This is a genomic window from Phycisphaeraceae bacterium (genome assembly GCA_020851465.1).
Taxonomy (GTDB): domain Bacteria; phylum Planctomycetota; class Phycisphaerae; order Phycisphaerales; family Phycisphaeraceae; genus JADZCR01.
In genome coordinates this window covers 24,794-47,946 of sequence record JADZCR010000003.1, presented here as the reverse complement: position 1 = coordinate 47,946, position 23,153 = coordinate 24,794, and the positions used below count along the sequence as shown (strand labels likewise).

29 protein-coding genes are annotated in these 23,153 nt (G+C 56.8%); 25 read left to right on the top strand and 4 right to left on the bottom strand.

The window, feature by feature from the left end; genetic code table 11:
• Nucleotides 1–224 precede the first annotated feature (224 nt).
• The 3 genes from IT444_03580 to IT444_03570 all read right to left on the bottom strand — a co-directional run bounded on the left by IT444_03580 (nt 225) and on the right by IT444_03570 (nt 5,262).
• Complete coding sequence (locus IT444_03580; protein ID MCC7191843.1) at nt 225–2,531, bottom strand: nitric-oxide reductase large subunit; 2,307 nt, start codon at nt 2,529–2,531, stop codon at nt 225–227.
• Nucleotides 2,532–2,700: 169 nt separating this feature from the next.
• Entirely contained in the window at nt 2,701–3,756 is a 1,056-nt protein-coding gene (locus IT444_03575) for a transaldolase (GenBank protein ID MCC7191842.1), read from the bottom strand.
• A gap of 243 nt (nt 3,757–3,999) precedes the next feature.
• Entirely contained in the window at nt 4,000–5,262 is a 1,263-nt protein-coding gene (locus IT444_03570) for a serine/threonine protein kinase (protein ID MCC7191841.1), read from the bottom strand.
• Nucleotides 5,263–5,565: 303 nt separating this feature from the next.
• On the opposite strand from IT444_03570, the gene IT444_03565 reads away from it, so the two are divergent.
• From IT444_03565 to IT444_03555, 3 genes are all read left to right on the top strand, one after another.
• Nucleotides 5,566–6,612: a polyprenyl synthetase family protein gene (locus tag IT444_03565; GenBank protein MCC7191840.1), complete on the top strand. Its 1,047-nt coding sequence runs from the start codon at nt 5,566–5,568 to the stop codon at nt 6,610–6,612.
• Between the two features lie 52 nt (nt 6,613–6,664).
• Complete coding sequence (locus IT444_03560; GenBank protein MCC7191839.1) at nt 6,665–8,365, top strand: response regulator; 1,701 nt, start codon at nt 6,665–6,667, stop codon at nt 8,363–8,365.
• Nucleotides 8,366–8,458: 93 nt separating this feature from the next.
• Nucleotides 8,459–9,799: a hypothetical protein gene (locus tag IT444_03555; GenBank protein ID MCC7191838.1), complete on the top strand. Its 1,341-nt coding sequence runs from the start codon at nt 8,459–8,461 to the stop codon at nt 9,797–9,799.
• A 59-nt stretch (nt 9,800–9,858) separates the two neighbouring features.
• Here IT444_03555 and IT444_03550 read toward each other — a convergent pair whose 3' ends face one another.
• On the bottom strand, nt 9,859–10,644 hold the full coding sequence (locus IT444_03550) for a hypothetical protein (protein MCC7191837.1): 786 nt from the start codon (nt 10,642–10,644) through the stop codon (nt 9,859–9,861).
• Between the two features lie 129 nt (nt 10,645–10,773).
• Between IT444_03550 and IT444_03545 the strand changes: the two genes are divergently transcribed.
• The 22 genes from IT444_03545 to rplO all read left to right on the top strand — a co-directional run bounded on the left by IT444_03545 (nt 10,774) and on the right by rplO (nt 23,012).
• Nucleotides 10,774–11,805 (top strand): TIM barrel protein, encoded by a 1,032-nt coding sequence (locus IT444_03545; protein ID MCC7191836.1) that lies wholly within the window; start codon nt 10,774–10,776, stop codon nt 11,803–11,805.
• Nucleotides 11,806–11,889: 84 nt separating this feature from the next.
• Nucleotides 11,890–12,297: a bifunctional nuclease family protein gene (locus tag IT444_03540; GenBank protein MCC7191835.1), complete on the top strand. Its 408-nt coding sequence runs from the start codon at nt 11,890–11,892 to the stop codon at nt 12,295–12,297.
• Nucleotides 12,298–12,517: 220 nt separating this feature from the next.
• Complete coding sequence (rpsJ, locus tag IT444_03535; protein MCC7191834.1) at nt 12,518–12,826, top strand: 30S ribosomal protein S10; 309 nt, start codon at nt 12,518–12,520, stop codon at nt 12,824–12,826.
• A gap of 120 nt (nt 12,827–12,946) precedes the next feature.
• The gene (gene rplC / locus IT444_03530) at nt 12,947–13,630 is read left to right on the top strand and encodes a 50S ribosomal protein L3 (protein ID MCC7191833.1); all 684 of its coding nucleotides are present in this window, start codon (nt 12,947–12,949) and stop codon (nt 13,628–13,630) included.
• Nucleotides 13,631–13,833: 203 nt separating this feature from the next.
• Complete coding sequence (gene rplD, locus IT444_03525) at nt 13,834–14,568, top strand: 50S ribosomal protein L4 (GenBank protein ID MCC7191832.1); 735 nt, start codon at nt 13,834–13,836, stop codon at nt 14,566–14,568.
• Complete coding sequence (gene rplW / locus IT444_03520; protein ID MCC7191831.1) at nt 14,569–14,850, top strand: 50S ribosomal protein L23; 282 nt, start codon at nt 14,569–14,571, stop codon at nt 14,848–14,850.
• 92 nt (nt 14,851–14,942) lie between these two features.
• A complete protein-coding gene (rplB, locus tag IT444_03515; protein ID MCC7191830.1) occupies nt 14,943–15,797 on the top strand; it encodes a 50S ribosomal protein L2 in 855 nt (284 codons plus the stop codon).
• 60 nt (nt 15,798–15,857) lie between these two features.
• A complete protein-coding gene (gene rpsS, locus IT444_03510) occupies nt 15,858–16,148 on the top strand; it encodes a 30S ribosomal protein S19 (GenBank protein MCC7191829.1) in 291 nt (96 codons plus the stop codon).
• Between the two features lie 53 nt (nt 16,149–16,201).
• The gene (gene rplV, locus IT444_03505) at nt 16,202–16,531 is read left to right on the top strand and encodes a 50S ribosomal protein L22 (GenBank protein ID MCC7191828.1); all 330 of its coding nucleotides are present in this window, start codon (nt 16,202–16,204) and stop codon (nt 16,529–16,531) included.
• Between the two features lie 49 nt (nt 16,532–16,580).
• Nucleotides 16,581–17,285, top strand: coding sequence for a 30S ribosomal protein S3 (rpsC, locus tag IT444_03500; GenBank protein MCC7191827.1), 705 nt, complete (start codon nt 16,581–16,583; stop codon nt 17,283–17,285).
• 55 nt (nt 17,286–17,340) lie between these two features.
• Complete coding sequence (gene rplP, locus IT444_03495; GenBank protein MCC7191826.1) at nt 17,341–17,757, top strand: 50S ribosomal protein L16; 417 nt, start codon at nt 17,341–17,343, stop codon at nt 17,755–17,757.
• Between the two features lie 42 nt (nt 17,758–17,799).
• Nucleotides 17,800–18,000 (top strand): 50S ribosomal protein L29, encoded by a 201-nt coding sequence (gene rpmC, locus IT444_03490; protein ID MCC7191825.1) that lies wholly within the window; start codon nt 17,800–17,802, stop codon nt 17,998–18,000.
• Entirely contained in the window at nt 18,000–18,311 is a 312-nt protein-coding gene (gene rpsQ / locus IT444_03485) for a 30S ribosomal protein S17 (GenBank protein ID MCC7191824.1), read from the top strand. Before rpmC ends, rpsQ begins: the two co-directional genes overlap by 1 nt.
• Before the next feature lie 48 nt (nt 18,312–18,359).
• Nucleotides 18,360–18,743 carry a 50S ribosomal protein L14 gene (rplN, locus tag IT444_03480; GenBank protein ID MCC7191823.1) on the top strand — a complete coding sequence of 128 codons (384 nt, stop codon included), beginning with the start codon at nt 18,360–18,362 and terminating at the stop codon, nt 18,741–18,743.
• A gap of 68 nt (nt 18,744–18,811) precedes the next feature.
• A complete protein-coding gene (gene rplX, locus IT444_03475; GenBank protein ID MCC7191822.1) occupies nt 18,812–19,192 on the top strand; it encodes a 50S ribosomal protein L24 in 381 nt (126 codons plus the stop codon).
• Between the two features lie 53 nt (nt 19,193–19,245).
• Nucleotides 19,246–19,851: a 50S ribosomal protein L5 gene (rplE, locus tag IT444_03470; GenBank protein ID MCC7191821.1), complete on the top strand. Its 606-nt coding sequence runs from the start codon at nt 19,246–19,248 to the stop codon at nt 19,849–19,851.
• A 61-nt stretch (nt 19,852–19,912) separates the two neighbouring features.
• The gene (rpsN, locus tag IT444_03465; protein MCC7191820.1) at nt 19,913–20,182 is read left to right on the top strand and encodes a 30S ribosomal protein S14; all 270 of its coding nucleotides are present in this window, start codon (nt 19,913–19,915) and stop codon (nt 20,180–20,182) included.
• An 82-nt stretch (nt 20,183–20,264) separates the two neighbouring features.
• Nucleotides 20,265–20,663 carry a 30S ribosomal protein S8 gene (rpsH, locus tag IT444_03460; protein ID MCC7191819.1) on the top strand — a complete coding sequence of 133 codons (399 nt, stop codon included), beginning with the start codon at nt 20,265–20,267 and terminating at the stop codon, nt 20,661–20,663.
• A gap of 34 nt (nt 20,664–20,697) precedes the next feature.
• Nucleotides 20,698–21,249, top strand: coding sequence for a 50S ribosomal protein L6 (gene rplF, locus IT444_03455; GenBank protein ID MCC7191818.1), 552 nt, complete (start codon nt 20,698–20,700; stop codon nt 21,247–21,249).
• 49 nt (nt 21,250–21,298) lie between these two features.
• On the top strand, nt 21,299–21,658 hold the full coding sequence (locus IT444_03450) for a 50S ribosomal protein L18 (GenBank protein ID MCC7191817.1): 360 nt from the start codon (nt 21,299–21,301) through the stop codon (nt 21,656–21,658).
• A gap of 135 nt (nt 21,659–21,793) precedes the next feature.
• Complete coding sequence (gene rpsE, locus IT444_03445; protein ID MCC7191816.1) at nt 21,794–22,507, top strand: 30S ribosomal protein S5; 714 nt, start codon at nt 21,794–21,796, stop codon at nt 22,505–22,507.
• Between the two features lie 49 nt (nt 22,508–22,556).
• Nucleotides 22,557–23,012 (top strand): 50S ribosomal protein L15, encoded by a 456-nt coding sequence (rplO, locus tag IT444_03440; GenBank protein ID MCC7191815.1) that lies wholly within the window; start codon nt 22,557–22,559, stop codon nt 23,010–23,012.
• Nucleotides 23,013–23,153 lie beyond the last annotated feature (141 nt).

Genomic DNA, 23,153 nt, shown 5'->3' with positions numbered 1-23,153 from the left:
TCCGGAATGGCGGAGTTGAACTTCCTGTCGGCTCGGCTTAAGTAAACCCTATCTAGGCGAAAGCCGCTGATTTGCCGCGGAAAGAGCAGCCAATGCCCGCGGTTTCCCATGGAGTATTCAGCATCCGTCCACTTTCTCAGGAATGACGGCATCCGCATCAAAATCATTACACGGGGGATGCGTTATACATCCGGGTTTTCCGTGGAATGATTTTTTTGTCGCGGTTAATTCTGACTCGGAACAGCCTGTGGGAATGCCTTAGCCACAGCATCGGACTCGTTCACGAGTGACCATCCGGTCTTGAGACCGACGACGAACCAGCCCATGCCGAGGATACCAGCTACAAAGATGGTGTCACCGATGACACGCATCCATCGCAGGTAGCTCATGACCGGCGTCTGCATGAACTCTGCCGACCGTGCGTACCACATACCGTGCTCCACGCTGGCCTGTGTTTGCAGTAAGCCCACTGGCAGGAGGGACAGGATGATCATCAGAGCCAGACCGATGTTGATGGTCCAGAAAGAAAACGAAAGCGCGCCGGTGCGCCACTGACGGTGGACAGTCAGTCCCTTAAGGCAGAAGAGCATGAGGCCCAGGCCGAGCATGCCGTACACACCAAAAAGTGCCGCGTGTCCGTGAACCGGAGTCGTGTTGAGTCCCTGCATGTAGTACAGCGCAATCGGTGGGTTGATGAGGAAGCCGAACAAACCCGCACCGATGAGGTTCCATACGGAAACCGCGACGAAGAAGTAGATCGGCCACTTATACGCGGTCACCCACGGCTTGACACGGGTCAGCGAGAGGTTTTCAAAAGCCTCAAAACCGATGAGCGTCAGAGGCACGACCTCCAGAGCACTGAAGACGGCGCCCAGTGCCAGCACCGCTGTGGGAGTGCCGGAGAAGTAAAGGTGGTGAAACGTGCCGATGATGCCGCCTGCCAGGAACACACTCGTGGCAGCCAGAACAGACGCGGTTGCGGTGAGGGTACGCAGCAATCCCATGCGTGTGAACAGGAATGCGATGACCACGGTTGCAAAGACTTCGAAGAAACCCTCGACCCAGAGATGCACCACCCACCACCGCCAGTATTCCGCGATGGCGAGATTGGTTTGTCGCTGCCAGACAAGGCCGGCACCGTAAAACGCGGCGATGGCGAGCGAGGAGATGAGGAACAACGCCAGCAGGTGTTTGTGCTCACCGGGATGGCTGAACGCCGGCCACATCGCCCGCACCATCAAACCCAGCCAGATGAACAAGCCGGCAGCCAGGAAGATCTGCCAGAATCGTCCCAGATCGACATACTCATAACCTTGATGTCCAAACCAGAAGTTGGATATGTTGCCGAGTTTTTGCTGAATACCCAGCCACTGTCCAATCATGGATCCTGCCACGATGATGAGCAGGCAGACGAAGAGAATGTTGACGCCAGCTCGCTGGAACTTGGGTTCGTAACCTGAAACGGCCGGAGCCATGAACAGTCCGGTCGCCAGCCACGCGGTGGCGATCCAGAAGATGCCCAATTGCGTGTGCCAGGTACGGGTGACGGAATACGGCAGCCAGGTATCCAAAGGCAGGCCGTAGAAACCGTTGCCCTCGACGCCGTAATGCGCTGATACTGCGCCCAGAGCTGCCTGGAGCACGACCAGTGCCCCGACAATCCAGAAATACTTCAGAGTCGCCTTCATCGAAGGAGTGGGTTTGAGGGCCAGCAGAGGGTCTTCCTCAGGCAGGCCGTTTTCATCGAGTGTCTCGTGCCTCTTGAGCGAAGCGTGGTACCACACCATCGCGCCGATGCCGGCCAGCAGTACTACGAAGCTCAGCACCGACCAGACCACGATCGCGCCGGTGGGCCGGTTGGCGATCAACTCCTCGGCTGGCCAGTTGCTGCTGTAGGTGACTTCTTGTCCCGGACGATTGGTCGAGCAGGCCCACGAAGTCCAGAAAAAGAACGCTGCAAGCTGACGCAGCCGTTCGGGATCCTTGACCACGTTGACGGGCATGGCATACGCATCGCGCAGGTGGTCGAGCGTAGGATCATTTCCATACAGCCCGATGTAATGCAACCCGACGAACTCGATGGCACTGGCTCGCAGGGGCGAAACAACCAAATCGCCCGTTTTCGGGTCGTAGGTGTTCTCCCGAATTTCTGTCGCCAGTCGTGCGCGGAGTTTTGCCTGAGATTCCGCATCGAGAGCGGAGTAGGGCACCTTGCTCTGTTCACGTGCCCAGGTGTCCAGCATCCACACCGACTGTCGATGCAGGTAATCCGCGGACCAGTCGGGCGCGACGTATGCGCCGTGCCCCCAAATACTGCCAAGCTCCTGACCGCCGGTGGACTGCCAGACGTTCTGGCCGTCTTTGATATCCTGGCCTGTGAACAGCACACGCACGGAGTCGCCGTCTTTGACAACCACACGTTCAGGAACGGGTGGAGCTTGTCGGTAAATTTCTCCGCCGTAGTAAACCAGCACTCCGAATGATGCGACGATGACCAGAGCCAGAATGAACCAAAGACGTTTGAACTGCATCGAACACTTCCTTTGCAATGAATCGGGCCAAATATTATGGCAGTACAAGCGCGCAGGTCAACGCACTGGAACTCTTTGATCACGCAGTTGGACGGAGAAAATCAACGCCGACCGGTTCTTTGCAACGAAGTCGGCGGAGAGGTCAATCGATTTGAAATGTTGTACGCGCTTACTTTGCGACGGACGAGATTTTTTTCTCGCTGATCAATTTGATCAAAGCTTTCTGCGGGTCAGCGAATTTGGCCAGCCCCTCCTCCATCAGCACATCTTCTAACTTCTGCATGTCCACTTTTGCTGCGATTTCTTGAAGCACGGATTGAGCCGGGAGGTTGGCAATCTGACTCACGTAAGTCTTACCCATTGCCTGAACTTTCTCATTCGTCGCAGGCGGATTGGTTTCAATATCGCTGCCTGTGAATGCTGCTACGTACTTGTCCGCGGGATCTTCAGGTTTCTTGGTGCCCGTACTGGCGAAAATCATTTCCTGCTGAAGCTTGAGCTTTTTGTCGCTCCAGAACTTTTTGTTTTCCGCCCAGATTTGTTTGGCGTTGACGATGCCGACCATGCCTTGTGCGGCGGGTGAAAGTGTCGGCACATGCTTTTCCGTGTAAACATCCACACGTGAAACGAAAATACTGTAAACGCTCTTGAACCCGGCAAGCCCGTCTTTGCGGCGTTGCGCTCCCTTCCAAATCGCCTCACGAGATTCGCGGTATTGCCTCGGACTGAAGATCAGCGTGACGTTGAGCGTGACGCCGGAAGCCGCAAGCTCCTCCAGCGCCGCCAGCCCAGCAGGTGTTGCGGGTACTTTGATCATGCGATTCGTGTGGCCTTTCGACCATTGGCGACCAAGCTCGATGTAGCGTGACACACGCTCTGCGTGTGGCGGGGCGGTCTTGTCTTCCAGGAGAGGATCAAGCTCGAAGCTCACATATCCGTCGTTCCCCTGAGTCTGCTCCCAGACCGGCGCGAAAGTCTTCTGTGCATTGCGCACAAGCCAATCGGTCAGGCCCCACGCGATATCTGCGTCCTTTAATCCCTCGCTGCGCAGTTTAGTGATCTGTTCATCGAATCGGCCGGTCTTGACCAGGTCCGCCACGATGATCGGATTCGACGTTGCTCCGGTGGCACCGAGCTTACGGTTTTTTACAACCAGATCGGGGTCGATTGAGTCGAGCCAGATTTTGGTGCCGGCGGCAATAATCGATTCAAGTGGTGAAGGCATGAGAAACTCCAGATTCGTTTTGTGGCTTTGATCGTTGTGAGGTTGACGAGTTGGTTCCGATCAGACGGGTAGTCCCCCGAATGTTGAAGGAGGATGGCCTTCCATCTGTTATCGACCAACGCAAACCCGTGCTTGCGTGATTCATCCTATGGCGCGCTGCAGGCGTGGTCGATCAAAATCGTGAAACGAGAAAAAAGAAATGCTTGTCAGCTTCAAGCCAAGCGCTCAGCCGAACGGTGCGGTTCAGCTCCGTCCCGCCATCAGTACCACCACGATCAGCAGGATGAGCGCAATACCCCAGCCGGCGACGGCGATCCAGAAGATCGGCTGTGAAAAAAGGTCCTCCGCCCGCTGTTTGGAGCTGGCTTTGGACTTGGGCTTTTGCATCTCCACGTTCGATTCGAGCGTGGCGAGTGAAGAAAGATCGAACTTCCGTCGCGCCTGTACCGGCGGCTCGCCCCGCGCGACCGCTTCGAGGTCTGCCAGCAATGCGGATGTCGAGGTGTAGCGACGCGAGCGATCCTTGGCCATACACACTTCGATGATCTCACCGATGCCAGCCGAGAGTGTCGGATTGATATGGTCAGGCGGAGTGAGTTCAGCTTTGAGGTGCTTGTGCATGACCGATGACGGATTGGGTCCGTCAAAAGGCACCTGCCCTGTGACCATCTGATAAAAGGTCGCGCCGAGGCCGTAGATATCAGCGCGGAAGTCCACGTCCATTTCACCGCGGATTTGTTCCGGTGAGATGTAGTAGGGCGTGCCGAACGCTTTGCCTTGCTCCGCTTCGGCAGCTTCACGGTCGCTCACCGCCCGCGCCAGACCCATGTCAGCAAGTTTCACCTCGCCTGACTTGGTGATCATGATGTTTTTGGGTTTGACATCACGATGGATAAATCCCTGGTTGTGCGCGTGTTCCAAGGCACGCGCCAGCGGGATGATGATGTCCAGTGCTTCCTTTTCCGTGTATCGCTTGCGTTCGGTCAGGTCGTCGAAAACAGTCTTGCCTTCCACATACTCCATGACGAAGTAGTGGAACTCGCCTGCTTTACCGACATCGAGCGCGCCGACGATGTTCGGATGGCTGAGCTTGGCAGCAGCTTTCCCTTCCGCGTAAAAGCGCTGGACGAACTGCTGATTGTTGGTGTGTTTTTTGGGAAGGATTTTGATGGCGACGAGACGGTCGAGACTGATCTGACGAGCTTTGTAAACCGTCGCCATTGCGCCGGCACCGAGCTTGCTCAGGATCTGGTATCCGGGAATCTGTTGCTGATCGGTGCGTGATTCTTCTTGCGGCTTGATGCGATCGATCTGCCGCTGGGTGACGATGCCTTTGTTGACAAGCAATTGCGCCAATGAAGGTACCGGTGTACCCGACCCGCTGGCGGAAGAGGAACTTTCCAATTCCCGTCGGCAGGAATCAACCTCCTCGGCTGTGGCGAAACCCTGCTCAACAACCAGACGACCGATGAGCGTATCGAGATTGTTCGGAGCCACTTCGGGCATGAATCAAAACCATCCACAAGACAACGTGATACCGCGGAATGATGAATAGTCGCTTACCTTGAAGGCTATGGATTCCATAGCACGGTGTCAATAGTTCACCTTTGTTGCGATAAGAGAATATTTTTTCGAAATACGTTCGTGCGGATCAGGCATGGATTGGTAACCTTCATTCTTCGATAATCCATACGGCGTGTTGTTGCGCTGGCTTTATCAGCCTTCCTTCGCATAAGATATCTTGCGGTATGTATGTCCCGGCTTACATAGTCGGGCGGAACTGGGTTTTTCCTGCTGAGGTTTGTCCCCATGCGGATGGTGGCTGCGGTTGATCCTGAGATTGGCGAGAAACTGGCCGATGAGATGGCCGGAATCGAAGAGCGTTTCGCCGCAGAGTTGCTCAGCGATCTGCCCTGTGTCAACAGCCTCGTAACCCACGTCGAACGCTACCGGGGAAAAATGCTCCGGCCGATGCTGGTGCTCGTCAGCGGCATGGCGAGCGCCCCCGATCGTGAATTGACTGATCCTCATCGTGTGATCGCGACGGTTGTTGAGATGGTTCACATGGCCACGCTGGTGCATGATGACATCCTTGACGATGCGCAGGTGCGCCGTCGCGGCGCGACGATCAATCATCTTCGCGGCAACGAAGCGGCTGTCATGCTCGGCGATTACCTCATCAGTCACGCGTACCATCTTTGTTCGAGCCTGCCGACACCGATGGCCAGCCGAGTCATCGCCGATGCAACCAACACCGTCTGCGAAGGTGAATTGCTTCAACTGGCAAACCGTGAAAATTGGTCGCTCGATGAGCCGACCTATTTCGAAATCATCCGCCGCAAGACCGCAAGCCTCTGTGGTGTCTGCTGTCGGCTCGGAGCTGTTCTCCACGAGGCGAATCCTGCTGTCGCCGACGGTCTTTACGATTACGGTGAAAAGCTCGGCATCGCGTTCCAGATAGTGGATGACCTGCTCGATCTTGTCGGTACGCAGGATACCGTCGGCAAGACGTTGGGCAGGGATTTGGAAAAGGGCAAGTTGACCCTGCCCGTGATCCATTATTTGAGCTCACGCGGTGCCCGGCGAAACGACCTTTTCGACCTCATCGACCGAAAAAATAGCGGAAGCGGTGGTGTTGGCGGAAACGGCACCGCGGCTGAGCCGGCGGAGGTACGGAGTGATTTGAGCGATAAAATCACGCAAATATTGAATGCGACAGGTTCCATTGAATACGCCAACCGCAAGGCGGCACAACTGGTTAAATCCGCGAAAGATTCACTCGTATCGCTCCCCGATTCCGCGCCACGCCAGCTTTTATTGGAAATGGCCGACGCAGTCCTCACCCGTAAGTCGTAAATGATCGGTTCCGAGTGACGTTCACCGGGTCAAATTTCCGATGGACTCATATATGAATGAGCGACCCCGCATTCTGATCCTCGGCGGGAAAGTCACCTCTGAGCATGCCGTCGCCCAGGCGCTGTCGGGCATGTTCGACGTGGACACGTTCGACCGCATGGATGATGCGATGAACGCGCTGCGTCAACGGACTTATCACGCTGTCTTTTCCGATGTGGGGGACTTTCTTCCACTGGAACGCGGACTGGTCGGCCAGCAGTCAAGCCTGGTGCTCAACACGATCGGTGAAGGCGTCTGTATTGTCGATGCTGACGGCATGTGCGCCTGGTCGAACAACCGCATGCGTGGTTACCCGCCCGCGGTCATTGAGAAGGTTAAGCAGACCTGCGCAGAAGCCCGCAAAGTTTTCGCGCATCAGATGAGCCCTGGCGATGCGGATAAACCGCGCAGCCGCAAGTTCACTTTTAAGGATGACAACGACCGCTATTTTGAAATGATCACTTCCCCTGTCACGGATGAGCAGGGGGCGGTGAGGCAGGTCGTCGCAGTGGTATGGGAAGCCACCAGCGGTAAACGGCTCCAGCAGAAGATCAACGCGATCGACTCTGCCGGCCGCGAGTTGGCGAAGATCGATACGGAGATGATTTCCAAACTGTCACCGGGTGATCGGCTGAAACTGCTACAGGACAAAATCATCCGCTACAGCCGCGATCTGATGCACTTTGATCATTTCGCCATTCGCTTGCTCGACAAGGTGACGAACAAACTCGAGGTAGTCATCTCCCAGGGCCTGCCCCGTGAGGCATTGCAGATTGATCTGTACGCCCAGCCAGAGGGCAACGGCATCTCCGGCTACGTCGCGGCTATCGGACAAAGCTATATCTGTCACGACACAGAGAAAGATCCCCGCTATGTCATGGGGATTCAGCACTGTAAGAGTTCGTTGACGGTACCGCTGATGCTCTATGACAAGGTCATTGGTGTCTTCAATATCGAGTCGGAGAAAGTCGGCGCATTTGACGAAGAAGACCGTAGGTTCGCGGAAATCTTTGGCCGTAACGTTGCGCTGGCACTGAACATCCTCAATCTGCTGGTCGTGGAGCGTTACACGACGACCGGTCAACTCGCCGGGAGCGTGGTGCAGGAGATGGCCCAGCCGCTCAATGACATCATCACCGAAGCGCAGACACTGATCGAGGAATACATCGGCGACGACACGATGCGCAACCGTCTGAATAAAATCGTCGGCCATGTCGAGTCGCTGAGGCATACGCTGCGCGATGTGGTGGCGGGACCTAATGCTGTTCTGGGTGCCAATCAGGCCAAGGTGCAGACCGATCCGTTGCTGGGGAACAAGCGCGTGCTCATCGCGGATGACGAGGTAAATATCCGCCAGACGATCAATGACGTGCTCAAAAAATACGGCTGCGTCTGTACGGTTTGCAAGGATGGCTACGAAGCGATCAATCTGCTCGAGCAGCAGGACTTTGATCTGATCATTTCTGACATCAAGATGCCGCATCGTACGGGATATGAAATTTTCGCCGCAGCCCGTCGTCGGCGTGAGGACTTGCCGGTGATCCTGATGACCGGCTTTGGATATGACCCCCATCACTCGATCGTCCGCGCCAGCCAGGAAGGCTTGTCGAGTGTCATGTTCAAGCCGTTCAAAGTGGAGCAACTACTCGAGGAAGTACGTAAAGCACTGGTGCCTCCGCCGCCAAGCCAGACTCATTCAGGGGTGACCGCCTAGCGTCGTCCTCTGACATCTACAGGCTTTGCAAATCAAATAGTGGATAGATGCCGCGGATGGGATCCAACCGTCGCCTTGCCCTACGATGTTCGCATGTCTCGTATAGCTGTCATGGGTCAAACCGCACGTGGGCTTGCCGCAGCCGCCATCGCGCATGCTGCGGCTCAGTTTCCTTTCATCGAACCGACAACGATCAACACCGATCGTCTTGCGGCGCGAGACGCAGCTTTGGCGGTGGCGATCCATCGCACGGTTTTACAACGGTGGCTGACGCTGGAATATCTGCTTGATCTTCATTTGCACAAACCACTGGCCTCAATGCAGCCGGAGATGGCGGGGGTGTTGCTCAGCGGGGCGGCTCAGCTTGTCTTTTTCGAGCGATTACCCGCCCATGCCGTCGTGGATGAATCTGTAAAACTGGCCCATGAGATGGTGCGGCCACAGGCAGCGGGAATGGTAAACGCGGTATTGCGCCGGGTCAGCGAAAGCGTCGTCGATACGAGCCGCGATCCGTGGATTCCAGCTGTTGACGCTCTGCCCGTTGATACCGGTCAAGTGCGATTGAGACACTCACTGCCGCCACTGTCATCACTGCCGGACTATCTGGCGGTTGCAACGAGTCATCCGCGAGCACTTGTTGAGTCGTGGCTGGCGCAGTTCGGCGAGGCGCTAACCGTAGTGTTGACTGCACATGGTGTGGCGACACCACCCGTCGTAGTGGTGCTGGAGCCTGACTTTGATTTCACAGCAGCCCAAGAACTGGTCATACCGCATGTGATGGCAGGGTTTGGAGTGTGGACTGGGACTGCGAGGGAACTGAGTACGTTCGTGAAATCGCATCCCTGCCGTCGTGTGCAGGATTCCGCATCGACGCAGGCGGTTGCATCAACTGCCGCGATCAAGTCTCGATTGATTCTCGACCTATGTGCCGGCCGTGGAACGAAGACTCGACAACTGGCGGTGCTGCATCCTTCATCTCGCGTGCTTGCGACGGATATTGACCCCTCGCGATTTCAAACCCTGCGGGAAGCAGCAAGTAATCAGCCCAATGTGGCTGTGGTGCAGTCGTCGAGCATTGAGAGTGAAACCCGACGGGCGGGCGGGGCAGATCTCGTACTGCTCGATGTGCCTTGTTCGAATACGGCAGTTTTAGCGCGACGACCTGAAGCACGATATCGCTATTCACCCGAATCGCTGGCATCGCTTCGTCGTACGCAGCGGCGAATACTTGAGCAGTCACGATCTATGCTTCGCGCGGGTGCGCATGTCCTGTACAGCACGTGCAGTCTTGATCGCGGTGAAAATCAGGATCAGGCGCAATGGTTCTGCGACAGGTTTGGTGCAACGATGGTTAGTGAATCGCTGACTCTGCCGTCGGGACGCGGGCCGTCTTATCAGGATGGCAGCTATTACGCGCTGTTGCGCATGCCTTGAGCTGGAATGCAGAGACGGCTGCCTGTCGGCCAAAGGCGGCGTTCGTCTCAAACAACCTGTCACAACCTCGGTTTTTCGTATGGCTTTTCACGTTGCATGAGCAGGGCATTCACTAGCGCATCACGATGATAGGGAACCATCTGTTCGAGAACCTGTTGAAATGATCGCCAGCTGTTACCGACAAAGCTCCGCTGTGTCGAGCCGCACGCACGGAGCAGACGTCCCCGTCGGTATCCGGCATCCGCGAGGATGGCTGCGAAAAGCCCGCGCAATCGCAGGCGGCGGAGATTTCTGCGGATGAAGTTCAGATCAGCAAGTTCCACCGTGAGCCGCTCAGCCAGAAATGCGATATGGGTTGCCCGGTCGTGACGGATCGCCTCGCACGTATTCCGAATGACAGAGTCAGTCGTCGATAGTTGAAGGAGTTTCAATGTGGAAAGGTCGATGATGTCCGCCAGGAGAAAGATGGACATTTCAAAACGCGGGCCAGCAGCGCCGAAGATCCCAGCGATTGTTCTGGTCCTTATGCTGCGTGCGCGGGTGGCGATATCGGATCTGCTGCGCAATTGATCGATCAACAGCGCGTGAGCCTGACGCTCCTTAATCATGAGTCGTAAACACTGCACAAAAGCGGGATCATCCGCATAACGAGTGGCGGCACGTCCTACGAATTGGGCTTCATTGATAGGCGGAGCGACGTTGTCAGTTGCCAGCCATCGGTACAGTTCCGCATCGACGGTTGATTCACCGTTGCTTGCCGTGGCAAAATCGACTTCCAGCCTTTCATGTCGGCTCTGAAGAAAGTGGCAAAGCCAGAATCGGCTGCGGCTCCATTCTCGATCCATGCCTACCTCACCGAGTCTCGTTTCTGTTACCGTCTCCATCGGCTCCATCAGCGGCCATACGTTAGAATACTCCCCACGGGTTTTTAGTAGCGAGTCGTTTTTAAAATATCTTTCATTAACGAGACACACATGGCTACAAACTATCGCTTCTCGTTCGGTCCCTGGAACATCCATGAAGGCGCGGACCCGTTCGGTCCGACGGTGCGCCCGTCCGTCGAGTTCGCCCGGAAACTTTCGTTTTACAAAAAGCTCGGCTTCGACGGTGTTCAGTTTCACGATGACGACGCTGTGCCGAATATCGAGGAAAAGTCAGCGGCGGAGTTGAAGAAACAGGCAAAGGAAATGAAGCGAGCCATCGCGGGTGAAGGTCTGGTGGCGGAGATTGTCGCGCCGCGACTGTGGGAAAATTCCAAGGGGATCGATGGCGGCTACACCGCCAATGATCCCGCGGTGCGGAAGTGGGCGATCGAGCGGTCAAAGCGATGTGTGGATGTCGGCCGCGAACTCGGTTGCAATCTCATGGTTCTCTGGCTGGCGCGGGAGGGCACCTACATCCGCGAAGCCAAGCGGGCGATCGATGCCCATCGCTGGCTCGTGGAAGCCATTGATGCGATCCTCGCGTATGACAAGAAGATTCGCATCGCCATCGAACCCAAGCCCAACGAACCGATGGACCATGCTTACATTCCCACCATCGGTCACGCACTCGCTTTAGCGGAACGCACGCGCGATCCCCGGCGGGTCGGCGGGCTGATCGAAACTGCGCACGCGATTCTCGCAGGGCTGGATCCGTCCGATGAAATGGCCTTTGCACTGGCGGCAAACAAACTCTGGAGCGTTCACCTCAACGATCAAAACGGCCTGAAGTATGACCAGGACAAGGCATTTGGCGCAGCGAATCTGAGAGTGGCGTTTAACCAGGTGCGCGTGCTTGAAGCGGCAGGCTACGCCAAGACCGGCTTTGTCGGTCTTGATGTCAAGGCTATGCGGACACAGCGTGCAGAGGTCGCGACGACACATCTGTCCAACAGTCGTCGGATTTTCCTGGCATTGGTGGAAAAAGCCCGCACGTTTGATACCAAGGCGGAGAAGCAGATGATCGCCGCGAGGGACTATGAAGCATTGGAGATGGCGGTCATCAAACACCTGATGAGAATCTGAAATTTCATTCGTCCGAGGCCGGAGGATAGGGATAAAATTATCCGGTTCGGATACTTGAACGTGAGGAAGCCCATGGATGTGAGAATGGAAGTTTCCCGTGTTCTGATCCGTGAAACCAGCGATATCCATGTCGTCGAGTTACGGGAGGTGGATGGCGAGCGGATTCTCCCAATCTTGATTGGTATTCACGAGGCGATGGCGATTGAACGCCGCATTATGGGGCAGGCTCCGCCCCGGCCGCAGACCCATGAGTTGCTGGCGGCAGTGATCGAATCACTCGGCGGGACGATGGAAAAAGTCATCATCAGCGATCTTCAGGAGAGTACATTTTTCGCACGGCTGTATCTTCGTCGCGGAGGTGAGGTGATTGACATAGACTCCCGCCCCAGCGATGCGATTGCGCTGGGTGTGGCCACCGATGTGCCTATTTTCGTGAACGAAGAAGTCCTGGCCGCGGTCAAGCGGGCGGACGAAAGGGAGTCACAGAAATAGCGGCTGATGGAAAACGTGATCGCAGGTTGACAGCGGCAGAGGTTTGGTTATCCTATTCGACTCGCCCGATTGCGGGTGCCGGTATCGGTACCCGCCCGATCAGCGGAAATGGCTGGTAATGCAGCATTTTTGTGTGATCGGACCTTGAAATGACTCGCAGCTTGTTGAGCTGCGAACGGGGCGGATTCAGGGACTACAAGCTTTTACGGGTTCGACCGGAATGACCGCAGGCAAGATTCGCATCAGAATGGAAGCGTACGACCACCAGGCTCTTGATGCCTCGGCTCGGGAGATTGTGGACCACGCCAAGCGGACCAATGCCAAGGTCGCCGGGCCGGTACCGCTGCCGACACGCATTGAGCGATATACGGTTCTTCGCAGCCCGCATATTGACAAGAAGTCGCGTGAACAGTTTGAGATTCGCACGCATAAGCGCATCATTGACATTAAAGATCCCAATGCCCGCACGGTCGAAGCACTCAACCGTCTGGTTGTTCCGGCTGGTGTGTTCGTGAAGATCAAGGCGTAAATGAGAGGCCCCGCTGTAATAGCGAGGCCTTATTTGTTTGGATGAAATCAAGCAGGGGACGTGATCCTCTGTCGCACCGCGACACGATCCTCCGAAATGGACCCCTTGGAGATTTGAACGATGGCTACCACGCTGCTGGGTCGAAAAATCGGCATGACCCGTCTGTATAACGCCGCTGGCCAGAACGTGCCTGTGACGGTGATCCAGACCGGTCCGTGCTTCGTCAGTCAGATCAAGACCGAGGAAAAAGACGGCTACACAGCCGTGCAACTCGCTTTTGATGAGATTAAACCGCGCAACTCGACGATCCCGATGATCGGGCACGACGGGAAGGCGGGGTTGGCTCCGCGTCGCTTCCACCGGGAGTTTCGTGCGACTGCGAAAGAATTGGAAAATTACCAGCTCGGGCAGGAAGTCGGAGCTGCGTCTTTTGAAAATATCAAGTTTGTGGACGTGACCGGACAGAGCAAAGGCAAGGGTTTCGCTGGTGTTATGAAGCGATGGAACTTCGGCGGACAGCCGGCCTCGCACGGCACCGAGCGAAAGCACCGGTCCGGCGGCTCGATCGCCAGTCATGCCACGAACCGTGGATACAGCGGTCGCCCCAAGAAGGGCAAACGCATGGCCGGTCACCTCGGCGACGAGAAGACGACCGTGCGCAGCCTGGAAGTGGTGGCCATTGATAAAGATCGAAACCTGGTGATGGTCAAGGGCCCGGTGCCCGGTGCTAACCAGGGTTTTGTAGTGATTCGGGAGGCCGTTCGCCTCTACAAGGGCAAGGCTAAGGTAGCCAAGGCGTCGTAGGTCTGGTGCAAAAGATGGAGTGTCCGTTCAGAGTCGAGAATCGTCTTCTTGCTTTGAACGAAACACTTTGAGGTTTGCACGCCGGCAAAGCCGGATGATACCGCGACGCCGCGACATCGAGTGCAGGTTTGGGCGGTGATAACCAGCCGCTCCAATCTTTCCCCGCTGCGGGATTGTCCCGTCGCCGGATGCAGGTGAGAGCCATGATTGATATTCCAGTATTCGACATCAAGGGAAAACAGGTTGACAGCCTGAAGCTCGATGAGGCACTACTCGGCGGCGAGATCAATCTCGACCTGCTCAAGCAGGCATACGTCCGCTATCACGCCAATCAGCGTCAGGGAACCTCGGCGACAAAAGGCCGTGGTCAGGTCGAAGGTTCAACCCGTAAACTCTACAAACAGAAGCACACGGGTAACGCCCGCCGTGGTTCGATTCGTGCGAACATCATGAAGGGCGGCGGTCGCGGTCACAGTAAAAAGCCGCATTCTTTCCGCCGTGACATGCCCGACAAGATGCGCCGCCTCGCCAATCGCAACGCTCTGCTCGCCAAGGCCAGGGACGGCGAGATCAAGCTCCTCGATAAGCTCGCCTTTGAAAAGCCCAGCACGAAACAGTTTGCCGGCCTGCTCGAAACCCTCAAGATCGACCGCTCCTGCCTGCTCGCGCTTTCCGACACCCGCACTCATCAGGCCCGTTCTGCGAGCAATCTGAATCAGGTCAGCGTTTCCCGTGTTGATCAGATCAATGTGTTCAGCCTGTTGAGCCATCGCTTCCTCCTCGCGGAGAAGGCTGCACTCCAGAGCTGGATCGATCAGGCAAAAGCTGGTTCGGGTTCCAACGGTCACTCTGACACCAAGGCATCCGAGGCTGGAAACGGTCGTGCGGCCAAGACGACTCGCAAGTCTCCCGCACCGAAGAAGAAGGAGGCCAGGTAAATGGCAACCGCGACCGACATCGTTAAACACCCGCTCATCACGGAAAAAAGTTCGTGGGAGGGGACCGCGCGTAATCGTTACAGCTTCGTCGTTGATCCTCGTGCGACGAAAGATCAGATTAAGCGTGCGATCGCTGAGATCTACAACGTTCGCGTGCAGAAGATCAGCACCCAGATCCGTAAGGGCAAGAGCTTCCGCACTCGCTACGGGCTGAGTAATACCGGGGACTTCAAAAAGGCGGTCGTGCAGTTGCACCCCGATGACAAGATTGAGGTGATCTAAAGGTTCGGCGCAGCGTCGTGGCTCGTGGAGTCACCGGCCTGCGAAAACAATGACGCAAGGGTTGTCAGCCCACAGCATCCCAAGAGAAAACCATGGCCATCCGAATTTATAAACGAACCAGTGCCGGACGCCGCAATGCGTCGGTCAACCTCTTTTCCGAGGTCACGAAGTTTGAGCCGGAGAAGCGGCTGCTCGCGCCCAAGCCTAAGTCGGGCGGACGCAATCACCACGGATTCATCACGCAGCGTCACATCGGTGGCGGTGCCAAACAGCGCTATCGCATCATCGACTTCAAGCGTTGCAAGCTCGACCAGCCCGCAAAAGTCGTCGGTATCGAGTATGACCCGAATCGTTCATGCAATATCGCACTCGTTGAGTATCCCGATGGCGAACGCCGTTACATCCTCGCGGCGATCGGCATGAAGGACGGCGACGTGTTCGTTTCGAGCGACAAGGCCGCTGAACCCAAGACGGGGAACGCGATGCCTCTCCAGTTCATTCCAGCCGGTCTTAACGTACACAACATTGAGCTGGTTCCGGGCAAGGGCGGCCAGATGTGCCGCTCAGCCGGTATGTACGCACGGTTGACAAACAAAGAAGGCGGCTGGGCGACCCTGGTTTTCCCCTCTGGTGAAATCCGTCAGGTCTCGACAAACTGCCGTGCAACGATTGGACAGATCGGCAACACCGATCATCAGAACGTGAAACTTGGAAAGGCCGGCCGCAAGCGACACATGGGCATTCGCCCGACGACGCGCGGTATGGCGATGACGCATGAAAAGCATCCGATGGGTGGCGGCTCAGGACGCAGCAAGGGCAACCGTCCGCCGGCTTCTCCGACGGGCGTTCTCGCCAAGGGCGGTAAAACCCGTAACCCCCGCAAAGCATCGAACAAACGCATCATTCGCCGTCGCTTCAGCAAGCGATACGGACAACTGGTGCTCTGAAATGGATGAGTCACGCAGATCCGGGTCAAAAACTATCCGGCTCGCTGAAGGAAAGACTTTATGCCACGTTCATTGAAAAAAGGCCCATATGTCGAGGAGCGGCTCTACCGCAAGGTCGAGAAGCTCACCCAGATGAACCGCAAGGAGCCGATCAAGACATGGGCACGCAACTGCACGATCGTGCCTGAGTTTGTCGGACACACCTTCCTGGTTCACAACGGCAAGCTGTTCCAGAACGTCTTCGTCACTGAGGACATGGTGGGGCACAAGCTCGGCGAGTTCAGCCCGACACGTGTGTTCCGTGGCCATACGACCGGAACGAAGGCACAGCGGACAGTCGGAGCGATCTGAGTTCAAGTGAGTCGGGGCTTTCACGCCACCGGCCATCAAGACGGAATTGAATCATGGCTTTTACTAATACTCATCGCGGCGTCCGGATCAGCCCCAAGAAGGTTATGCCGCTGATTCCCCTGATCCGCGGCATGCGTATCGACGAGGCGGTGACAATGCTGACCTTCTCGAAGCGCCGTGCAGCGATTTATATCAAGCAGGCACTGTTGGCTGCCAAAGCCAACGCCGATCAGGCCGAGGCCGATGTTCGCAGGCTTGTCGTAACCGAAGCCCGTGTTGACTCCGGACCGACCATGAAGCGATTTCAACCAAAGGACCGTGGCCGTTCGCACCGCATCCTGAAGCGCACCAGCCACATTACTGTTTCGGTGGATGTGAAATAACGTGTGAAGCTGCGGTCAATGACCGCGGTCTTCGATTTCGAGAAAAACCATGGGACAGAAAGTTCATCCATTCGGGTTCCGCGTCGGTATCACCGAGGCCCACCGCAGCCGCTGGTACGCCCCCAAGGCGCTCTATGGCGAGCTGCTCGTGGAGGATCAGAAGATCCGCAAGTTCCTTGATGACCGACTCAACCGCAAGCCGCCGTTCGCAGCGGTCAGCGATGTGCATATCGAGCGCACACGCGAGGAGCTGAAGATCATCATCAAGACCGCGCGACCAGGCCTGGTGATCGGCCCCAAGGGTGCGGAAATCGATCGTCTCACGCAGGATCTTCAGGGGCTGACCGGACGAAATGTGTCGATCTCCTGCATCGAGATCGGCAATCCTGACGCCGATGCCCAGCTCATCGGTGAGGGCATCGCCGAGCAGCTCGCCAAGCGCGCCAGCTTTCGCCGCGTGATGAAGATGAAAGGCGAAGCCGCCATCGCCGCAGGTGCTAAGGGTGTGAAAATTCAGCTCGCCGGTCGTCTGGGTGGTCATGAGATGAGCCGCACCGAGGATCTGCGTCTGGGTTCAATTCCGCTCCAGACCTTGCAGGCCAACGTGACCTATGGCTTCGCGCAGTCCTACACGACGTACGGCGTCATCGGTGTGAAGGTGTGGATTTATAAGGGCATGTACAGCGAGGTGAAGGAAGCTGAGCTTGAGTCGAAAGCAGCCGGTGCCCGCCCCCGCGCACGAGGTCGTCACTAAACAGCATTCGCCGGATATTAGATGCCCGGCGGTGGCAGATACGAAGGATTGAAGCATGCCGTTAATGCCTAAGAGAGTGAAGTTCCGCAAGCAGCAGCGCGGGAAAATGCGCGGCGTCGCTACGCGCGGCAACTATGTCGCGTTCGGCGATTTCGGGTTGCAGTGTCTGGCGATCGGCTGGCTCAGCGGCCGGCAGATCGAGGCGGGGCGCGTTGCCGCGACTCACTTCCTTCGCCGTGAAGGCAAGATTTACGTACGAGTGTTTCCCGACAAGCCGATTTCGAAGAAACCGCTCGAAACCCGAATGGGAACGGGCAAGGCCGAGCCTGAGTATTGGGTGGCACGAGTGAAACCCGGCACGGTGCTTTTCGAGATCGCCGGCGTGCCGTCGGATGTGGCGAAGCAGGCACTGGTGCGTGTGGCGCACAAGATGCCGTTCCGCTGCCGGTTTATTGAACGGAGGCACGCGTAACACTCCGGTGAGATCGGAGTCAGTGTCTTTACGAGAACAATCATGAAAGCCAGTGAAGCACACAAACTGAATGCGGAAGAGATCGCCAGTGAGGAGAAGCGTCTCCGTCGTGAGTTGTACGACCTGAGGACCAAGGCTTTGACTGAAAAGCTCGAAAATCCCCGTCAGGCTCGCAACATCCGCCGTGATATCGCCCGAATCCTCACGGAGAAGAAACTCCGCATCGCCAAGGAGGCCAAGTAATGGCTACCGCGACACAGGAATCCCAGTCCAGCCGCGTCCTCACGAGCACGAAGGTCGGCATCGTCACCAGTGCCAAGCGTGACAAGACGCGCACGGTCGCCATCGACTTTCAAGTACGCCATCCCAAATATGGCAAGTACCTGAAGAAACAGACCAAGTTCCAGGTGCATGACGAAAAGAACGTAAGCAAGCTCGGCGACCGCGTGGAGATCGCCAATTGCCGCCCGATCAGCAGGACCAAGAGTTGGCGGCTGGTCCGAGTCGTCGAAGCGTCGGCTGGTCAGCTCGAACACAAGACGGAAATTGAATAACGAGTCCGCGTGAAGTCGGCGAAAACCTCGCCGGTCAGGAAATGAGTCATGATTCAAACCGAAGCAAGAGTGGATGTGGCGGATAACACCGGCGCGAAAGTCGTCGGCATCATCCACGTGATGGGCGGCACGACCCGCAAGGGCAAGTTTATCCGTCGCACCGCGACTGTCGGCGACCAGGTCGTCTGCAGCGTCAAGAAGGCACTGGCCGGCGGCGATATGAAGGCGGGCACCGTGGTCAAGGCTGTGGTGGTTCGCACAAGCTACCCGATCCGCCGCGACGACGGCAGCTATGTGCGGTTCGACCGCAACGCAGTGGTGCTCATCGACGACGAAGGTAATCCACGCGGCACCCGCATCTTCGGAGCCGTTGCTCGTGAACTGCGTGACAAGTACATGAAGATCGTCTCCCTGGCTTCGGAGGTTGTGTAAGTGAATCATCGCAGTTGGATGCGAGGGTTTGCTTCGAGAAAAATCAGCAGCGGTAGTGAAGGTGAACTATGGCACGACATGTAAGAAAAGGCGATCTGGTGGTGGTGATCTCCGGCGCGGGCAGCAAGCGTCGCGTGGGTGAGCGTCAGGTGCGTGACACGACGCCGCGCAAAGTTCTTCGCGTGATCGTTGGCAGTTGCGCCAATACATCGCGTGTTGTCGTTGAAGGCGTCAATATCCGCAAGAAAAACGTCCGACCGACACAGAGCCAGCCGCGAGGCGGAGTGATCGAAAAGGAAATGCCCATCCACATTTCCAACGTCATGCCGGTATCCGAGGGCAAGGCTACTCGTATCCGGTTCGAGACGCGCAAAGATGGCGCGAAAGTTCGTGTGGGTGTCAAAAGCGGTCAGCCCATCGGCCAGGAACTTCGGAAGGCGTCACGCTGACGGAAATTAAATGTGCATGATGCCCCGCAGTCGGGGCTGAAATGGAAGAACGTATGGCAACTGCAACCGCAAAACTCAATCCCCGAATGAAGCAACGCTTCACCGGCCCGGTGGCTGAGCGTGTCAGGAAAGACTTCGGCATCACCAATCCGATGGCCCTCCCGCGACTCGATAAGGTCATCGTCAATGTCGGTCTGGGCAAGTCGCTCGAAGGGTCGAAGCTCAACGCCAAGGCCAAGGAGCAGACACTCTCTGATCTTTCGGTCATCACCGGCCAGAAGGCGATCATGAAGACCGCCAAAAAATCAGTGTCGAACTTCAAGCTCCGCGAGGGCTACGAAGTCGGTGCGATGGTTACGCTTCGTGGTGCGCGGATGTGGGAGTTCATCGATCGGCTCGTTACGCTGGCAATCCCGCGCATCAAAGACTTCCGCGGCCTCAACCCCAAGAGTTTTGACGGCCGGGGTAACTACTCCTTCGGCGTGACGGAACAGGGTATTTTCCCTGAAGTCAACATGGCCGAAGCCCAGTTTACACACGGCATGCACATTACGTTTGTATTCAAGAACAGCACGGATGAAAAATCACGACTGGTGCTCCAGGAGTTGGGAATTCCCTTCCAGCGTCCTGAGGATCGTCAGTCAAAGCGAGCATCCTGAACGAATTGAGATTTAAGAATCGGCCGTGACCGGATGAAGTCACACGGCCTGGGAGCACGACATGGCCTGCAAGTCAACACTGGAAAGAATGAAACGGATCGAAAAGACCGTGGCCAAGCATCGCCAGAAACGTCTGGAGATGAAAAAGGCGGGAGACTACGCGGGATTGGCCAAACTTCCGCGTGATGCAAGCCCGACCCGTATCAAGAGCATGTGTGCTCTGACAGGTCGTAGCCGCGCTGTGTATCGAAAGTTCAAGATCTCGCGACTGATGCTTCGTAAGCTCGCACTGGAAGGCAAGATTCCGGGGATGAGGAAAGCGTCCTGGTGAGTCGGTAATCAGATGACAGGTGCCCGGTGCGGCCCCTGATGCCGGACCCCTGCATGGCTGCCGGCCAAATGGAGATTGATGAATGGCTCTTAGTGACACGATCGCCGATATGCTCACCCGCATCCGTAACGCAGCCCGCAACAAGGCTGCGAAGGTGGATTGCCGTAACAGCAAGGTATGCCAGGGCATCGCCAAGGTGCTCAAGGAAGAAGGCTACATCACGGATTTCGCCGTGATTGACGATGGCCGTCAGGGCATCCTCCGTGTTGAACTGCGCTACGGACCCAAGGGTGAGGATCTGATCCACAGCCTCCAGCGCACGAGCAAGCCCGGTCGTCGGGTGTATGCGAAGTTCGCTGATCTTCCGCGTCCGCTGGAAGGCCTGGGTATTGCGATTCTGACCACACCCAAGGGCGTGCTGAGCGACCGTCAGGCGCGGGCACAGCATGTCGGTGGGGAGCTTATTTGCACCGTCGAGTAAATGATTCACGCTTGCGGTTTCGCAGGAGATAGCAATGTCCCGCATTGGAAAAAAACCCGTTCCGCTTCCCGACAACGTGAAGGTGGCTGTCAATGGCCACGACGTTGTCGTCGAGAGCGGCAAGAACAAACTCACCTTCACCACCACGCCGGAAGTGAAGGTCAAGGTTGACCAGACCGGCAAAGCGGTCGTGATCGAGCGTCAGGGAGAAACACGATTTGCCCGCGCGATGCACGGTACGACCCGTGCTCGCATCGCCAACATGATCGAAGGCGTAACCAAAGGCTTCGCCAAAGAGCTTGAGCTTAACGGCGTAGGTTGGACGGCTAAGGTTCAGGGCACGACGATCCAGTTGGCAGTGGGCTACGCGGATGTTCGCGTGGTCACAATACCTGCCGGTGTGAAGGTCGAGGTCAACCAAAACCGAATCAAGGTCAGCGGCGCGGATAAGCAGGCGGTCGGCCAGATCGCGGCGGAGATTCGTTCACAGCGTCCTCCCGAACCCTACAACGGCAAGGGAATCAAGTACGTGGACGAGACAATTATCCGCAAACAGGGCAAGGCCTTCGCCGGCGGCGCAGCCTGATAACCGTTCAGCGGTCGCTGCTTAAGCGACACGCTTCGAGGATTGAATTATGCAAGCCAACGTACTCAAACAAGTTCGCCGTCAGCGCCGCAAGACGGGTATCCGCAAACGCATCATCGGCACCGCCGAGCGTCCGCGCCTCACCGTGTATCGCAGCCTGAATCACATATACGCGCAGATCATTGATGACGTCATCAGCAAGACTCTCGCTTCCGCCAGCTCCGTGCAGGAGAAACTCGAAAAAGGCGGCGGTAACGCGGAGGCAGCCAAACGAGTCGGTAAAGCATTGGCAGAACGCGCAAAGGCAGCCGGTGTTACACAGGTCGCGATGGATCGCAATGGTTTCAAGTATCACGGTCGGATCAAAGCTCTGGCCGATGCCGCCCGTGAGGCGGGGCTGAAGTTTTAAGAAGTCACGGAGAGTAGTGGTCGCGGGATACGAAAAAGTCCCGCAGTGTTTGAGAGGGAATGACGAACGATATTGCTTGCGTCTGCATGGTCGCTGGCTGACAGCTCTCGACCCTGCGTTTCCAGGAATGAAACAATGGCAGAAATGCTCGAAGAATCACAGGGTTTGGAATCGACAACCGTCGGCATCTATCGCACCGCCACGGTGGTGAAAGGCGGTCGCCGTTTCAGCTTTGCGGCGATGGTAGTCGTGGGAGACCGACGAGGCAGCGTCGGCATCGGCTACGGCAAGGCGGGCGGAGTTCCTACCGCAATTGAAAAAGCGCAGAAAGACGCAAAGAAAAACCTCACCCGTGTCACGCTTCAGGCCGGCACGCTGCCGCACCAGGTGACGGGTAAGTTCGGCGCATCGAGTGTACGACTCCTGCCCGCAGCTCCCGGCACGGGAATCTCGGCGGGCGGCACCGTCCGCGCAGTACTCGAAATGGTCGGCGTTCGTGACTGTCTGAGCAAGGCGTTCGGATCAACCAATCAGAAGAACCTCTGCAAGGCCACGATGGAAGGCCTCGCCAAACTGCGAACCAAGGATCAAGTCGCCGAGTTGCGCAGTACAACCATTGAATCTACTCGCGTCGAGGAAATTCTCGCCGCCGGCCAGCGGTATGTCCCGCAGCAAGCCAGCACGGAAGCTCGTGCGAAAGGTCCGGTGAACACGGTTGGTCAGAAGACCGGTGGCCGAGGTGGTCGTGGCGGTCCGCGAGGTCGTCGTGGTCGCGGCGGTGAGGGAGATGCCGGAAGCGAAACCGCAGCGGCGTCAGAAACCACACCGTCACCCGAAGCATCCAGGTAATTCCAACTTCGGGTGAAATACGCCCGGTCAGTCAGGAGTGATATCCGTCATGATGATTCATGAGATCACAGAAAAAGTCGGCGCTCACAAGAAGCGTAAACGCATCGGCCGCGGCGTCGGCAGCGGACACGGAAAGACATCAGGTCGCGGCGTCAAAGGCGCGGGGTCACGCTCCGGCTGGACCGGGTCGATCCGAGCCAGCCGCGAGGGCGGCCAGATGCCGTTGTTCCGGCGCGTTCCCAAGCGTGGATTTTCCAACGTCATCTTCCGTGTCGAGTATGCGGTAGTGAATCTCAAGACGCTTGAAGCCCGCTTTGCTGATAACGCTGAGATCACTCCCAAGGCTCTTGTGGAGGCAGGTTTGCTCTCAAGCACCAAGAAGCCGGTAAAAATTCTCGGTGACGGCGAACTGAAGAAAAAACTCAGGATCACTGCCGCGAAATTCACCAAGACAGCGGAAGAAAAGATCACCAAAGCCGGGGGATCGATCACTGTCGCGCAGTAGCTTGATGAACAGTCGAAAGACCAATGGCTGATCGTCAACCGTTGACGGAAGCCGTGTTGGTCAAAGCCCGGTCAAGATCGGCTGGGGGGATCGGCACTCGGTCGTTTTATAGCGGGGCCCCAACTTCCAGGCTAAGACTAG